This is a genomic window from uncultured Caulobacter sp., assembly GCF_937900395.1.
Taxonomy (GTDB): domain Bacteria; phylum Pseudomonadota; class Alphaproteobacteria; order Caulobacterales; family Caulobacteraceae; genus Caulobacter.
Genome location: NZ_CALCDX010000197.1, coordinates 1 through 16005 on the forward strand (window position 1 = coordinate 1; position 16005 = coordinate 16005).

At 68.2% G+C, this 16005-nt stretch carries 12 protein-coding genes; 4 read left to right on the plus strand and 8 right to left on the minus strand.

What is annotated here, in order from left to right; translation table 11 throughout:
* A partial coding sequence (gene hspQ, locus Q0379_RS17415) for a heat shock protein HspQ (RefSeq protein WP_299014428.1) occupies nt 1–150 on the plus strand: 150 nt, incomplete at its 5' end.
* Nucleotides 151–231: 81 nt separating this feature from the next.
* Nucleotides 232–1116, plus strand: coding sequence for a phenylalanine 4-monooxygenase (gene phhA, locus Q0379_RS17420; protein ID WP_299014399.1), 885 nt, complete (start codon nt 232–234; stop codon nt 1114–1116).
* On the opposite strand, the gene Q0379_RS17425 is transcribed toward phhA, so the two are convergent.
* On the minus strand, nt 1071–2285 hold the full coding sequence (locus tag Q0379_RS17425) for an acyltransferase family protein (protein WP_299014402.1): 1215 nt from the start codon (nt 2283–2285) through the stop codon (nt 1071–1073). The genes phhA and Q0379_RS17425 overlap by 46 nt on opposite strands.
* A gap of 136 nt (nt 2286–2421) precedes the next feature.
* Between Q0379_RS17425 and Q0379_RS17430 the strand changes: the two genes are divergently transcribed.
* On the plus strand, nt 2422–3219 hold the full coding sequence (locus tag Q0379_RS17430; RefSeq protein ID WP_299014405.1) for a LytTR family DNA-binding domain-containing protein: 798 nt from the start codon (nt 2422–2424) through the stop codon (nt 3217–3219).
* On the opposite strand, the gene Q0379_RS17435 is transcribed toward Q0379_RS17430, so the two are convergent.
* The 7 genes from Q0379_RS17435 to Q0379_RS17465 form a co-directional block, all read right to left on the minus strand.
* Nucleotides 3216–3713, minus strand: a complete 498-nt coding sequence (locus Q0379_RS17435) for a GNAT family N-acetyltransferase (protein ID WP_299014411.1) — start codon at nt 3711–3713, stop codon at nt 3216–3218. The genes Q0379_RS17430 and Q0379_RS17435 overlap by 4 nt on opposite strands.
* Nucleotides 3710–5050, minus strand: a complete 1341-nt coding sequence (gene astB, locus Q0379_RS17440) for an N-succinylarginine dihydrolase (RefSeq protein ID WP_299014414.1) — start codon at nt 5048–5050, stop codon at nt 3710–3712. The genes Q0379_RS17435 and astB overlap by 4 nt, the downstream gene beginning before the upstream one ends.
* The gene (astD, locus tag Q0379_RS17445) at nt 5047–6498 is read right to left on the minus strand and encodes a succinylglutamate-semialdehyde dehydrogenase (protein WP_299014418.1); all 1452 of its coding nucleotides are present in this window, start codon (nt 6496–6498) and stop codon (nt 5047–5049) included. Before astD ends, astB begins: the two co-directional genes overlap by 4 nt.
* Entirely contained in the window at nt 6495–7499 is a 1005-nt protein-coding gene (locus Q0379_RS17450; RefSeq protein ID WP_299014420.1) for an arginine N-succinyltransferase, read from the minus strand. The genes astD and Q0379_RS17450 overlap by 4 nt, the downstream gene beginning before the upstream one ends.
* A complete protein-coding gene (locus tag Q0379_RS17455) occupies nt 7500–8756 on the minus strand; it encodes a hydrolase (protein WP_299014423.1) in 1257 nt (418 codons plus the stop codon).
* A 151-nt stretch (nt 8757–8907) separates the two neighbouring features.
* Nucleotides 8908–13077, minus strand: coding sequence for a translocation/assembly module TamB domain-containing protein (locus tag Q0379_RS17460; protein WP_299014430.1), 4170 nt, complete (start codon nt 13075–13077; stop codon nt 8908–8910).
* Between the two features lie 23 nt (nt 13078–13100).
* Nucleotides 13101–14885, minus strand: coding sequence for an autotransporter assembly complex family protein (locus Q0379_RS17465; protein WP_299014433.1), 1785 nt, complete (start codon nt 14883–14885; stop codon nt 13101–13103).
* Between the two features lie 272 nt (nt 14886–15157).
* Here Q0379_RS17465 and Q0379_RS17470 point away from each other — a divergent pair.
* Nucleotides 15158–16005: circularly permuted type 2 ATP-grasp protein (locus Q0379_RS17470; protein WP_299014426.1), on the plus strand; the 848-nt coding region annotated here is incomplete at its 3' end.

The following is a 16005-nucleotide window of genomic DNA, read 5'->3' on the forward strand; positions in this document are numbered from 1 at the left end:
AACGAGGACAACAGCTACGTCGCCTACGTCTCCGAGCAGAACCTGCTGCCCGACGACAGCGGCGAGCCCGTGGGCCATCCGCAGACCGCGGTGATCTTCGAGTCGTTCGACCACGGCCAGTATAAGCTTCGGCCTCGAATCTCGCACTAGGCGGCAAACCTGCCCGCACAACCGCGCGATCAGCGCAAACTCCGAACAGCTTTTGCGAAAATCGGGGCGTAGCGTTCTCCCATGAGCGGAGAAGGCTTCAACAGCGCACCCCCGCCGGGAGCGAACCAGGATTGGACGATCGATCAGGGCTGGGAGTCGTACTCCCAGGCGGAGCACGACGTCTGGATCACCCTTTACGAACGCCAAGCCCAGATGCTGCACGGCCGGGCCTGCGACGCGTTCCTGCGCGGCCTCGACGCGCTCGACCTGCACCGCGCCGGCATCCCGGATTTCCACCGCATCAACGAAGAGCTGCAGCGTCTGACGGGCTGGAGCGTGGTCGCCGTGCCAGGCCTCGTGCCCGACGACGTGTTCTTCGACCACCTCGCCAACCGGCGCTTCCCGGCCGGCCAGTTCATCCGAAAGCCGCACGAGCTGGACTATCTGCAGGAGCCGGACATCTTCCACGATGTCTTCGGCCACGTGCCGATGCTGACCGACCCGACCTTCGCCGATTACATGCAGGCCTATGGCGAAGGTGGCCGACGGGCGCTTGGCCTAGGACGCCTCGCCAATCTCGCGCGGCTATACTGGTACACGGTGGAGTTCGGCCTGATGAACACGCCGGCGGGCCTTCGGATCTACGGCGCCGGCATCGTCTCCTCGCGGTCGGAGTCGATCTTCGCTCTCGACGATCCCTCCCCCAACCGCATTGGCTTCGACCTGGAGCGGGTGATGCGGACGCTCTACCGGATCGACGACTTCCAGCAGGTCTATTTCGTGATCGACTCGATCCAGACGCTGCAGGAGGTGACCCTGCGAGACTTCGGGGCCCTCTATGAGCGTTTGGCGGGCGCCAGCGACATCGGCGTCGCCGAGATTGTCCCTAGCGACGCCGTGATCACGCGCGGGACCCAGGCCTATGCGAGGGCTGGCGGTCGCCTGGCCAGCGCCTCGACGGGCTGACCTTTCAGGCCGAACAGGATCCGAACGCCCGGGATGCGTCGCACGATCTCGTAGGTCGCGAAACAGCCGGCGAAGGTCGCGACAACCAGGATCGCCCCCTCCAGCCCCTGGGGCAGACCCAGCTTGGCCAGGTGATGGGCCATGACCACGATCAGCGTCTGGTGGACCAGATAGAACGGAAAGACGCCCAGGGTCAGGTAGCGCAGCACCGGTCCGCCATGCGTCAGATGCTTGGCCCCAAAGCCCAGGATGGCGACGATGGCGCACCAGGTGTCTGCGGCGAACACGAAACGCATCAGCAGCTTCAGTTGAGGAGAAGGGATCGGCGTGTCGTGACGATAGGTCCAGACGTAGATGCTCCATCCCGCCCAGGCGGCGATCGCGACGATCAGGGCTGGCCAGCGGACCGCGACCAGGCGTTCACGCAGGGTGTCGGACTTGGAGAGACCAAAGCCCAGCAGGAAGGCGCTGAACGAAACGGCGTGGACATAGTGGTCACCGACCAGGGCGTGGGTCTCGCCGTACTTCGCATAGAGGGTGGCGCGCAGCATCGCGAGAAACAGGATCGGCCAGGCGAACAGGCCGACGCCCCTCAACAGATATTCCGCGGCCTGTTGGATGCGCTCGCCGGCCGTCTTCCAGACCAGCAGCATGAGCGCCAGGACCAGCGTGTAGAACAGCAGGTAGGCCACGAACCACATGTGGTTCCAGGTCGGGGTGATCAGGCAATCGCCGTCGGCCCCGCACCAATGGCCCGAAGCCGTAACATACCGGACCCAGAAGTTCTCGACGCCCACCGGCGCGCTGGGATGTTGGGCCAGATACTCGACAATCTCGTAGTACGACTGCGGCGGCACGATCACGAACATCGCGAAGAGTAGCGGCGGCAGCAGGCGCGCGATCCGCGCGCCGGTCAGTTGGCCCACCGTGGTCTTGTCGGCCATGAACCGTGTCGCCGCGCCCGAGACCAGGAACAGCAGGGTCAGTCGCCAGGGATTGGTCAGCAGCATGAAGGGCATCACACCCTCGACGACGTGCGGCGCCTTCACATGCCAATCCCAAGGCACATAGAACATGCCGGTGTGATAGAGGATCAGCAGGAAGAACGCGCCGACCCGAATCCAGTCCAGGTCGTAGCGTCGATCTATCCGTTGAACGGTCGTGGTCATGAGGGGAAGGTCCGGCTTGAACAGCGATGCTCATGACCTGCCTCGCCCAGCCTCGCCCAGCCAAGCGGCTCGGGATCAGCGGTCACCAGCGGGGATGACCGGCGCGGCTTCCGGGACGAGCAGCGGCGTTTTCGGGATGACCGGCGAAGAGCGCCAGTGGCTGACCCGCGCCTACGCCCTCTGCGTGAGCCTGTTCGTCGCCATCTGCCTGGTCAACATCCTGACGGTGCAGCACGACGCCCCGCGCCTGGGCCTGATCAGGCCGGCGATCTGGGAGGTCAGCAGCGCGCTGGTCATCCTGGCGCTCACCGCGATCCCCGCCGCCATGGCCGTATGGATGGTCAGGACCAAGCCGCGCTGGTGGGCGGCCGCGCCAGCCCACATCGTCGCGGCGCTCATCTACTCGGCGATCCACGTCGCGGCCTTCGTCGCCCTGCGCAAGATCGCGCATGCGGTCCTGCTGAACGAGGTCTATCGCTTCGGTCCACTGCCCGGCGAGTTCCTCTACGAGTTTCGCAAGGACCTGCTGGGTTACGCGGCCGCCACGATCATCTGCTGGCTGGCCCTGATGCGCGGCGCGCAGAAGTCATCCGACCGCGCCCCAATGCCCCCGGCGACCTTCGACATCCAGGACGGCGCGCGGCTGATCCGCGTTCCGGTCGCCGAAATCGTGGCGGTTCGCTCGGCCGGCAACTATGTCGAGTTCATCCTCGGCGATGGTCGCAGGCCCCTGACCCGCTCATCGCTTGGAGCGGCGTTGGAGAGTCTTGCTCCCCACGGCTTTGTCCGCACCCACAAGTCCTGGCTGGTCAACAAGGCCCGTGTCACCGGCCTCAAGCCCGAAGGCTCCGGCGACTACGCCGTCGAGCTGGGCGACATCGAAGCGCCGCTCTCCCGCCGCTTCCCGGAGGCCTTGGCGGCCTTGCGCGGCTAGGAGAGCAACATCCCCATCAGGATGTCGTCCTCGAAGCGGCCGTCCGGCAGCCGCCCGCGCGCCACCTGGCGTCCCTCATGCCGAAAACCCAGCCGCTCGTAGAGGCGGATCGCGCCCGGATTGCCGGCGCCCGCCGCGAGCTCGATGCGCAAGATGGGCGGCTCCTGGGCTTTGGCCCACGCGATTAGGGCCTCGAATAGCCTGGAGCCGATCCCCCGTCCCTGCCGCTCCGGATGGACCGCCACCGTCAGGCTTCCCAGCACGTGGGCGAACAGCGCCACGGTCTCGCGCTTGGCGTGGATCTCTCCGCAGACCAAGCCGTCGGCGTCGATCGCCACCAGGCAGATGTCGCTTCCGATCGCGGCCTCGGCGTAGGCCGGCGTCACCTCCTCCGGCGCGCGCGCCAGGGCGCCAGGCGTGACGGCGGCGGCCTTATGCAGGGCGACGATGGCGTCTCTGTCCGCGAAGGTCGCGGCCCGGATGGTGATGCTCAAGCGGTCCTCTGGAACGGATAGAAGTCACCGCCCAGATCGAGGATCTGGGTGAGTTCGTCCAGGGCCTCGCGGCTCTCGGTCAGCAGCAGCGGATCAGCGAGATCGGCCGGCGCCAGGCTGTCGCGATAGCGGCGCTCCACCCAGTTCGCCAGGGTCGTGTGCAGGCCTGGCGTAAAGCGCTGCGCCGGGTTGGCGGCCTCGAGCTCCTCGTCGGTCAGCACAACTCGCAGGCGCAAGCAGGCCGGCCCTCCGCCGTTGCGCATGCTCTGGCGCACATCGACATATTCCACGCGTCCGATCGGACCGTTTGAGGCGGCCAGTCCCTCGGCTGCCGCGTGGGCGCGCGGGTTGTCGCGTGTCTCGGCCGGCGCCAACAGCAGCAGGCGATCCTCGCCCGGGATGACCAGAAGCTGGGAGTTGAACAGATAGCTGGCGACCAGATCCGACATCGGCAGCTCGGCCTCCGAGACCTCGACGAAGACGGGTTCGAACAGCCCCTCGGCGGCGGCGCGCACCTCGCGCTCCATGGCCGCGCGATCCTCGAAGGCGCGCTCATGGAAAAACAGGCACTCACGCGTGCCGACGCAGACCACGTCGTTATGGAAAGCCCCGCCCGCGATGGCCGCCTTGGCTTGGCGGGGAAAGACCGCCCGCGCGGCGCCGTGACGCCGCTGGATCGCCTCGAACGCCTCGCGGGTCTGGCGGGCCGGGAACTTGCCGTCCCAATGCTCCCAAGCCTCGCGCCCCCAGACGAAAAGGTTGACGCCCGGCGCGCCATGTTCGGCGCAGAGCCGCACATGATTTGCGGCGCCCTCGTCGGCGAAGTGGGGCTGGGCTGGCAGAGGATCGTGGACGGCGAAACGCCGCGTGTCGGGGAACAGGCGTCGCAGGGCGCGCGTGGTCTGCTCCCCCTCGAGGCTACGATGCAGGTTGGTCAACAGGTTGGCCGGCGTGAGGTGGACGCGGCCGTCGGCGGCGTCAGCGCTGGGCGTCACCGTGGCGGCGTTGGCGGCCCACATCGACGAGGCGGAGAAGGCCGCGGCGGCCAAGGCCGGCGCGATCTTCCAAGCATCCTCAAGCACGGCCTTGTCCGGGCCCGAAAACCCGATCGACTTCAAGAAGCTTGTCGCCGGACGCTCATGCGGCGCGAGAACGAACTGCGGCAGGCCCAGGTCGTAGAGCCGCCGCATCTTGGCGAGCCCCTCCAACGCCGCCCCGCGGGGGTTGGAGACCTCGCCGGCGTTGCGGGTGCTCGCCAGATTGCCAGGCGAAAGACCGACATAGGAGTGGGTCGGTCCGACTAGGCCGTCGCAATTGGCCTCGACGGCGGAAATCATAGACGCAAGCCCTTGATGTCCTTGACGGTATCGGCAACCGCATCGGCCTCGAAACTGGCCACCGGATAGGCGCAGTAGTCGGCGGCGTAATAGGCGCTGGGCCGGTGGTTTCCCGACGCGCCGAGGCCGCCGAACGGCATCGAGCCCGCGGCGCCGGTGGTCGGGCGGTTCCAGTTCACCACCCCCGCGCGGATGCGGTTTAGGAAAGTATCCCAGCGAATTGATTTATTTGAAATAAGACCCGCCGAAAGGCCATAGCGCGTAGCGTTCGCCGCCTTCAGGGCGTCGTCGAAGCTGGCCACGCGTCGGACCTGCAGCCAGGGCGCGAAGAGCTCCTCGTCGGGGATGTCGACGCACGTCACGTCCACCAGGCCCGGCGTGACGAACGCCTCGCCGAGACCCGACACCGGCCCCAGAGCGCGGATCTTCTCGCCGGGCATGGCGTCGGCCACGGCGCGAGCGGCCTTGGCCGCGCGCGTCGAGATCAGCGGCCCCATGAACGGCTCGGCCTCGCCATTCCATGGCCCAACCGTCAGGCGGTCGGCCAGCGCCGTCGTCGCCGCGATCACCGCCTTGCCGAAAGCGTCGTCCGGCACGATCAGTCGCCGCGCGCATGAGCAGCGCTGACCGGTCGTGATGTAAGCCGACTGTACGACCAAGGCGGCGACGGTTTCGGCGTCGTCGGCGTCCCAGACGACCAGCGGGTTGTTGCCGCCCAGCTCCAGCGCCAGGATCACGTCCGGGCGGTCGGCGAAGTGGCGGCGGAAGAAGGCCCCCGCGGCGGCCGAGCCCGTGAACAGCAGGCCGTCGATCTCCTGGTCGATCAGGGCCTGCCCAGCTTCACGCCCGCCCTGGATGAGGTTGACGACACCCGCCGGAACGCCGGCCGCTTCCAGCGCCTCGACCATCAGCTGGCCGGCCAGCGGCGTCTCCTCGGACGGCTTGAACACCACCGTATCGCCGGCCAGCAGCGCCGGGACGATGTGGCCGTTGGGCAGGTGACCGGGGAAGTTGAAAGGCCCCAGCACGGCCATCACGCCATGCGCCCGGTGACGCAGCACGGCGCGCCCGAACGGCATGACATTCTCGGTGACGCCGGTCCGTTCGTCATAGGCCTTGATCGACAGGTCGACCTTGCCGGCCATCGAGCCCAGCTCGGCCTTGGTCTCCCAAAGCGCCTTGCCGGTCTCGCGGCTCAGGGCCTCGGCGAAGGCCGCCGTGCGCTCGACCAGGATTTCCTTGTAGCGCCGCAGGATCGCGATCCGTTCTTCGCGCGGGCGGTCGGCCCAGGCGGGGAACGCGCGTCGAGCCGCTTCTACCGCCCGCCCGACGTCCGCCGAGCTAGCCGTCGCGCCGCGCCAGACCGCCTCCTCCGTCGCCGGATCTGTCGAAACGAGCTCCGGCCCTTCGCCCGAGCGCCACTTGCCGTCGATAAACAGTCCGCTCATGCCTTCACCCGCACCACTTCGCCTTCACAGACGCCAAGAGCGTCCATCGCCTCGCGCCCAAGAATGGCCGCGTCACCGTCGATCAGCACCGGGGCGCGGATCGCGCGGAACCGCGACACCTCTCCGGTCGAAATCAGCGCTTCCTCGCCGAAGGCGTCTTCGCCCAACTTGACCCGCAGCCGCTTGGCGTCGCGGACCGTGCGGATGTCGTCACGCGGACAGGCCACGGTCGGCCCCGCGTCGAACAGGTCGACCAGCCCCTGGTAGCGGAAGCCTTCGCGCTCCAGCATGGCGCGGGCAGCTTCGCCGTCGCGATGGACGCGGCCGATGACGTCCCGCGCCTCCTCGGGCAGGAGTTCGGTGTAGATCGGATGGCGCGGCGCCAGATCGAGAATGAACTGGCCGTCGGTGGAGGCGCTCATCAGATCAGCCTGGTCGAAGTCCAGCCGGAAGAACTTGTGCGAGACGTGCTCCCAGAACGGACAACGGCCATCCTGGTCGAACCATCCCCGCAACTCGGCCAGCACCATCTCCGCGAACCGCTGCGGTTCGATGCCGATCAGCATATAGCGCGACTGGGCGAGCAACCGCCCCGCCCCGCCCTTGCGTTTCTCGGGTCGCAAGAACAGCGAGCCGACCTCGGACCAGCCGGCGCATTCGTTCACCAGAACCAGGGCCTTGTGGTCAAAGCGCATCTCCAGGGTCGGCGACGACTGGGCCAGGGTCACGACCCGGAATGAAAAGAATGGACGCTTCAGGCCGACGCCGGCCTTGACCCCAGCCACGCCCTCGACGGAGCCCGTGTCGGTCTCCTCCAGCATCAGGGTGTACCAAGCCTCGGGCGGGGCCACGCCGGCCTGGAAGCTGGCTTCCGACAGCGCCAGGCGCGCGCGCAAGGTCGCCTCATCCTCGGGCAAGCTGGTGAAGCCTCTGCCCGAGAGCACGGCCAGCTCCATCAGGGCGTCGAAGTCGGCGGAACCGGCGGGACGGACGACAAGCATTCAGTGGATCTCCCCCAGGGTGTCCATGGCGGCGCGAATCGCGCGGGCGTCAATCACGCCGGTCGCCAACTTCATCAGGATCAGGGCCGAGAGCTGCGCGCGCTCGACGAAACTCTCGGGCCAAGCGTGTTCGGCCTCGCTATGGATATCGCCGCCGCGCACGCCCAGGGTGTCGACGTTGGGCAGGCCCGAGGCGAACAGGTTGTTGCCCTCGCAGACGCCGCCGGACGGCTTCCAGGCGATCTCCTGGCCAAGCAGCGCCCCAACGTCCTTCACCGCCCCGAACAGCCGCTGCTGGGCGGCGTTGAAGGGCTTCGCGCCACGCGTGATCCCGCCGTGCAGATGGGCGTGCAGATCATCGCCCACGGCTGCGACGATCCGGGCGACCTCGGCTTCGAACCAGACCGCGGCGTCCGCCTCCGGGAAGCGGACGTTGAAGCGGACGACCGCCACGTCCGGCACCATGTTCAGCGGCGCGCCGCCATCGATGCGGGCGACATTGACGGTAACGCCATCGCGCTGGCCGTTCAGGGCGTGAAGGCGCTCAGCGATCCGGGCCGCGCCGATCACCGCGTTGCGCCCGGCGGCGAAGTCGCGACCGGCGTGGGCCGCACGACCGTGGACCACGATGTGGAAGTTTCCCGAACCCTTGCGCGCCGAAGCCAGGGCCCCGTCCGCCAAGGCCGGCTCGTAGGTCAGGCCGACGTGACCGCGCCGGGCGAAATCGGCGAGCACGGGCGCGGAGGCGATCGAGCCGATCTCCTCATCCGGCGACAGCAGCACGCGATAGCCGAGATGGGCCGCGGCGGAGTGGCGCTCGAACGCCTCCAAGGCCGCCAGCATCACGGAAATCCCGCCCTTCATGTCCGCGATGCCAGGGCCATGCAACGCGCCGTCCGGGCGGGTGCGGACGCTTTGGAAGGCGCTCGTCTCCGGATAGACCGTGTCGTAGTGGCCGGTCAGAACGACCTGAACCGGCGCCTCTGGACGCACGATCACAGCCAGCGACGGCGGGTGCGCCAGCTCGGTCTCGCGGCCGTCGGCGGCGACCTCGCGCGACGGCGTGAGCGGGATCTCCACGGAAGCGGCGGGCAGGCTGGCGGCGGCGTCGAGCAAAACCTGCCTCTGACGCTCCAGCCCCGCGAAGTGGCGACTTCCGGAATTGATCGCACACCAGTCCACGGCGCGATCGACGATCTGGCCGCCGGCCTGCGCGATATGGTCCAGAACCGCGCGGTCTTCTGACTCAAGACGCATCAATAGCCTGTCCTCCCTCAGTCAGGATAACCAAGGGCCGCGGGCAAATCGTGCTTACCTGAAACGAGGTAACCGAGGGCCCGCGCAACAGCCTTGCTGGAGCTCGTCCATTTCGAACCGAGTTCGAAAGATCGCGCAACCCCCTGCCTGCTCAGTAGTCCTTTCGCCAGCGCACCGAAAGTTTGGCGTCATTCTGGCTGCCGATGCGGGAGACCAGCGAAAGCGTGCGCCGAATACGCCATTCGACCTGAGCGGCGGGGCCGTCGCGCCCACCGCCGATGATCTCGAGATAGACGTCGTCGGTCAGGTATTTGCCGCCGGCCACGGTCATGCCGGTGGCGCTCTCGGCAAAGGCCAGACGGTCGAGTCTCGCGAAGCTGCGCAGGTTGCCGATCACGTCAAAACCGCCCCCGCCGGCCAGCGACGCCAGGGCCGAAGCCAGCTGAGCAGCCTCGATGGGGGACAACTGCGCGGCGGACGAGCCGAACAACACCTGGCTGAGCACCTCGTCGCTGGGGAGTTGGGGCTTGGAGGTCAGGGTGATTTCGGGCTTGGCCGCCGTTCCCTTGATCTGCACGACGGCGGTGAGCGAGGTGTCCTGCCGGGTCGCCGACAGGTCGAGAACGATGCGGTCGAGCTGACTGGCCAGATACACAGTCCCGTCGTCGTCGAACTCGAAGCGCTTGCCGGCGAAGTCGTATTCGCCTCGCACGACGCGCGCCACGCCGCTCAGCGCCGGCGCCAGCGACGTGCCGCCGACATGGGCGTTCAACGACAGCTCGACGTCCAGCCCCCGCCCACGGACGAAGACGCGGCGCGGCGCCTTGAGGTCGAGGTCCAGGATCATGCCGCCCGTCGTCGGACGTCGTTGCAGACCCTGATCCAGATCCAGCGGCCGATTGCGCTCAATGACATCCATCGCGACGACGCCGGCCGGCGTCTTGGTCTGCGCCGAGACGTCGGCGCGATCGAGGGTCACCGCGCCGGACAGCTTGATCTTGCCGTCCGCCGAGCGGTTCACGGTCGCCGAACCCGTCGCCACGGCGGAGGCTAGGTCGTTGTCGATCAGCCGGAAGCTCTTCATGTCGAGCTTGAAACTGCCGACCCCATCGCGCGCGAGGCTGATCCGCCCCGCGCCGGAGATCGAGCCGCCCTGCCCGTCCTCGCCGATCGCCTGCAGCACGTCTATGGCGTTGTCGGCCATGGACGAGCGCAGCGTCACGTTGCGCAAGCGAAGACCCGTTTGGCCGTCCTCGAAGCCGCCGTTGTCCAAGGTGGCCGTGCCGAGCAGGCGCGGGTCGGCCAGGGTGCCCCCCAGGCTGGCCTGAAGATTGATCCGCCCCGAGAGGGAGCGATCGGCGCCCATCAGCAGGTTCCACAGCGGCTTGATCTCGCCCTGGGCGGAGAAGCGCCCCTGCACGCCCCGCTTCTTGTTGATGATCAGCCGCAGCGGTTGGGCCGAAGCCTCGACCGGCAGAACAAGATTGGCCTCGGCCTTCAGCCCCTGGCGGTTGTCGCCGTCGGCGACGATGGTCAGCTGGCTGTCGGTAAGATCCCCGTGGATCTTGGCGTCCAGCGACTGCTCGACCTTGGCCCCGCGCTCGCGGGCGTTGGAGAGCCGCATGGTGAAATCACCGCCTAGCGTCTCGCCCTGGCCGCGCAGATTGAACGACCCGTCGATGTCGCCGTCCAGGTCGGGGTTGAAGGCCGTAAGGGTCACGCCCGCCAGCTCCGCCTTCAGCATGGCGGTCGCGCCGCCCAGATCGGCGTCGATATCGGCTCGCCCCTTGTCGATGGCCAACCGCAGACGCGCCTGGGTGGGACCATCGCCGAACCTCAGCTTGGCCGGCTCGTTGGTCTTGATCTCCGTGCGTCCAAGACGGCCAGCCGCGTTTAGCGTGAGGTCATAAGCGCGTCCGGTCTGGGCCAGTTCACCCGAGCCGCCGAGCCGCCAGCGCCCATTGGGGGCGTCGCCCCGTGCGTCGATCGAAAGCGGCAGGCGCGAGAGCGGACCGTCAGCCTTGATCGCGGCGGCCCGCACCTTCCAGCCGCCGAAGCTAATCTCCTGGGCGGTGAGGTTCAGGCTGGCGTTGGCCGTTCCGCCGCCCGGCGCGTCGACGAGGCGCGCGGAGCCCTTGATCTGGCCTTGAGGAATGAAGGCTCCTGGACCGATGGCGAGGGTCAGGTCGGCCGTCGCCGGCAGGCCGTTACGCAAGGACATCGCGCCCTTCGCCTTCGCCCCGCCCGCATCGACGTCGAGATCGCTGAGCTCGATCCCGCCAGGCGAGAAGCGGAAGGCCGTCCGACCGCGCGCCGGCCCATAGGCGCTCTGGGCCTGCAGCGCCGCCGTTCCGTCGGTGGCGTTTGCGCCCCGCGCGAAGACGACGGTCAGGCGCGCCTTGGTCAGCGGCAGCCTGGGGAGATCAATGGAATCGAAATCCGCGTTGAGCTCGGCGCGAGGCGCGGACAGAACGCCGGCGATCTTGCCGTCGCCGCTGGCCTTGCCGGCGATCTCGACCGGGCCCGCGCGGAACGGGCCGGTGGCGGTCCAGTCCAGGCCGAAGTCGAGCGAAAGCCCTTTCCCGAGCTTGCCAGAGGTCTTGGCGTTGGCGGCCGCCCCCTCAAGCCGAGCCTCAGCGACCGTCAGCACGCCCTCGTTCCAGCTGGCCTTACCGTTCAGGCGCGGCGTCGCGCCCAGTAGTCGGTCGATCTCGGCATAGCCAGTCGCGAAGTTGGCCGCGCGGCTGTCGACCGTGAACGCCCAGGGCCGGCCGGCGAAGCTCGACGCCGACCACTGGGCGGTGACCGAACCCTTGGCGCCGGGACGCACCGGCCCCAGGCTGGCGACTTTCATTTCGCCATCGAACGACAGGCCGCCCAGCACGCCGCGCTCGCCCGTGCCCGTCACGATCAGGTTTGGCGCATCGATGCGGGCCGAGCGGATCAGGAAACGCCCCCCCTTGATCCGCGCGCCCTCGAACGTCGCCTTGGGGCTCGCGCCCAGCACGGCGAGAAGTCCCGTTCCCCCGCCGCCTGAGGAGGTCGCCTGGGCCTTGATCTCCAGTTCGCCCTTGGCCCACCGCACCAGCGCGGGCCCCTTGGCGCGCTTCAAGTGGTAGCCCAGCAGTTCCAGATCGGCGACGTCGGCGGTTCCCTCGACCGAGAAGCCGCCCTTTTCTAGCCGGAAGACGCCATCCGCCAGCCCTTGCCCCATCTGAGGGATCGAGACGATGCGCTTCAAAGCGCCAATACGGGCGGTGAAGGCGAGGCCCTCCGGGCCCGTGCGGCGCTTGGCGAGGTCTGCGAGACCGCGCGCTTGCAGCGTCAGGTTCTCGGCGCGGACGTCCAGCGTCAGGGCCGAAAGCCCATCGGCGGTCGCCTTCTTGCCGTCGATCGTGAAGTTGGCCTGCGCGCCGAACATCCGCTCAAGCCGCCGGGTCCAGCGCGAGGCGCCGAGATCCAGCCGGCCACGCGCCGAGCCGCCCTGAGGCGTCCAGGCCCCGCTGGCCTCCAGGGGCGTATCAGCGCCGGACTTGGCCAGGACATTGAAGGCCGCCTGGCTGACCGTCCCATCGGCCTTGGCCTTCAGGTCAAACGGACGATCGGCGGGCAACCCTAGCGCGCCAGCAATGGCGCCGCCGTTCGCCTCGAGAGCATCGGCGGAGAGGTGCAGGCTCTTGGAGCGTCCGAGATCGAAATCAAAGGTCAGGTGATCGCCGGCGTGCAGCCGGGAGGCCACGGCCAGCTTACCCTTCTGCCCCCCGCGTCGGGCCATCTCGTATTCGCCAGCGACGTCAAAGTCTCCGTCGCGGCCGCTGAACGCCGGCCTGGTCACGAGACGGAAGGCGAAGGCGTCAAGATCCACCGACACCGGCGCGGCGCCGGACTTGCCCTTGGGGCCCATGGCCGGACGACGCAGAACGATCACGTCCCGGGCGTCGATACGCTCGGCGTGGAAGCGGCGACCGAACAGTTCGGTGGCGCGCCAGGCCACGCGCAGGTCGTGGGCCTCCAGCCAGACGCCCTGCTCATCCGAAATGGTCAGGCGACGGACGCCGAAGTCCTTCCAGATGTCGCCCGACAAGCCCTCGATATGAAGCTTGCCGATCCGCCCCAGCTTCAGGCCCGAGGCGCGCGCCTCCAGGAACATCCGGCCCTGGGGCGTGATCGGCGCCAGCCGCAGGCCGCCGGCCATGACGACGAGGATGGCGGCCAGGATCGCCGCGGCGATCAGGACCGCGCCGCCCCAGCCGATCTTCTTGGCGGCCTTGACGGCGGTCTCGCTCGCGGCCTCCGCGGCTTGGGCGACCGTCTCCGCCAGATCAGGCTTGTCCTGTTCGCCGCTCAAAAGCTTTGCCCGATGCTGAGATAGATCTGGAACGCGGGGTCGCCCGCGCGCCGGCCGAGCGGAACGGCGACGTCGGCGCGAATGGGGCCGAAGCCGAGATCATAGCGCACGCCAAAGCCCGCGCCGGCCCGGAAATCCTCGCGTTGAGGCGTCTCGTGCGTGCCGATGGCGCCGGCGTCGACAAAGGCGACGCCACTCCAATGCCCGGTGATCTTCTGCCGAAGCTCGAACGAGGTCTCGACCAACGACACGCCGCCTTGGGGCGTATTGTCGGCCAGGCGCGGCCCGATCGCCTGATAGGCGTAGCCGCGCACCGAGCCGCCGCCGCCTGCGTAGAACCGCCGAGCAGCTGGAACCTCAGGGATGCCGCCGCCGACGATCGCCCCGAGCTTCAGGCGACCGGCCAGGACAGTGCTCGCGCCCTTGCCGAACGGCAGGTAGGCCGAGCCCTGGGTCGTCAGCTTCAGATACGGCAAGGTCGTATCGCCGACGACATAGGTGGGCTCACCGCGCGCCTCGAGACGCCAACCGCGCCTCGGATCCAGGATGTTGTCCGAGAAGTCCCAGGCGTAGGCGGCCAGACCCGCAATGGTCGCCAGGTTGAGCTTGCGACCCGCGACCGAGCCGTTTCGGTTGAGCTGCTCCTTGGTCTGCGAGAGATCCAACGAAACGCCAAACGTCCGGTAGGCCGTCGTCTGTCGGCGCTTGGTCAGATCAACCCCCACGCGCCCGCCGGTCTCGTTGTAGGCGTCGGTGTCGTTGCGGAACAGCGAGCTGCTTAGCTTCAGGGTCTGTTGGGGACGCCGCCAGTGGGGCAGCGAAATCTCCGCGCCAATGCTCTGCTCCAACTTGGCGAAGCGAAGGGCGTAGGTGGTCGTATCGGCGCGCTTCAGCCGATTGTAGCGGATCAGCTTGGCGTCGACGCCGGCGCCTTCGCTGGTCGAATAGCCCGCGCCCAGTTCCACCGTCCGCGCGCGACGATCGGCCAGCGTGACGACGACCGGCCGGAACCCTTCGGCGGTGGCCTTGTCCGCCCCCGCCAGCGAGACCGAGATCGAGTCATAGACACTGGTATCGCGCAAACGCCGCTCGAGCTCGGCGACATCCTCGGGATCGTAGACGTCGCCCGCCACCCAAGGGGCCAGCCGTCCCACCCAGGCCGGGTTGGTGCGTCCCTTCGTGACCACCTCGACGCCGTCGAGATGCACGAGTTCGCCGGCGGCGATCTTGAAAGAGGGCCTGACGGTATGGTCGGCGTGGTCGACGATCACCTCGCGCGGCTGGGCCTCGGCGTCGGCATAGCCTAGCTTCGCGACCTGAGCGACGACGCGCCCCTCGGCGCCGACGACATCGGCCGAGCGTCCGGGATCGCCCGCGGTCAGGCGCATGGCGGCGGCGGCGCGCTGCCGGGTCCCTTCGTCCGGGGGATCGCCCGACCAGTCGATCTTGGGCTCGGCGATCACGAAGACCGGGCCAGGCGTGACCTTCACCACCGCGCGCGGCGGCTCGCCCTCAAGCACGTCGGGCTCGACCGTATAGGCGTAGTAGCCCTCGGCGCGGAGAACGGCGATGACATCTTCACCGGCCTGGCGGGCGCGCCGACGCGCCTCGGCCCGGCTCTGAGCGGGATGTTTGGATTGCGTGAGGGCGCGCTGGATCGCCTCGCGGAGAGCCTTGTCTTCGACGCCCTGGATCTGAGCCATCGGTTCGTCGGCCCAGGCCGACGAGGCCAGAAGCCAAGCCATCGCCGTCAAAGCCAGGGAAGTTCGCCCAAGCACCAGTTCTCGTTCCCCGCGCGATGCGCCCCCGCCCCTGCTGTAGTCTCGGGTAGCGCCCATGTCACGATCCGAAATGCACCGGATTGTCCGCGATCGCCGCTTCTCAAAGGGGCCAACCGGCGCCCAAATGCTAGGCAGTCGTGCGCAAAGGCGCGGCGCGGGTCGAATCCCTCGACCTTCCTCGCCGCCAGGCTTTAGAGTCGATCAGCGGTCGCCATGGCGCCGCGTCCAAGACGAAGACGGTCTCAAGGCGGAAGATGGGCCTGGAAAAGAGCATGGCGGGGATGACCCAGACCTTGGCGGAAGCCCCGCCCCTGCCGATGACGGAGGCCGCTTACCTGCCAGGCGTCGCCTATGATGAGATGTTCACGGCTGAAGGCGACGTGCGCCCCCACTACGACCCGCTGCATGCGCGGATGTCGACGCTGGGGGCCGAGGAGCTGGCGGGACGGCAGCGCACGCTCGAGCGGTCCTTCCTGCTTCAAGGCATCACCTTCACCGTCTACGGCGCCGAGAACACCACCGAACGGATCATTCCGACCGACCTCTTCCCGCGGATCATCCCGGCCGCCGAATGGGCGAGGATCGAGGCGGGCCTCACCCAGCGCCTCCGCGCGCTGAACCTGTTCCTCGACGACATCTACGGCGACCAGCAGATCCTGATGGACGGGGTGGTGCCGCGCGAACTGGTGCTGGGCGCGCCCTCGTACCGCCGCGAAATGCAGCACCTCTATGTGCCCCACAAGGCCTACGCCAATGTCTGCGGCAGCGATCTGATCCGCTGCCAGGACGGACAGTTCGCGGTGCTGGAGGACAATCTTCGCGTCCCGTCGGGCGTCTCCTACATGCTGGCCAATCGCGACGCGGCCAAGCGAACCTTCCCCGGCACCTATCGGGCCGCTGGCGTCCGCCCGGTCGAGCGCTATCCCGACCTGCTGCTGGCCACGCTAAAGAGCATGACCGCCGACTGGCGCTCGAACCCGCAGGTCGTGGTGCTGACGCCCGGCGTCTACAACAGCGCCTACTACGAACACGCCTACCTCGCCCGCCTGATGGGCGTTCCTCTTGTTGAGGGCCGCGATCTCGTGGTGCACGAGAACATGGTCTACATGCGCACCACGAC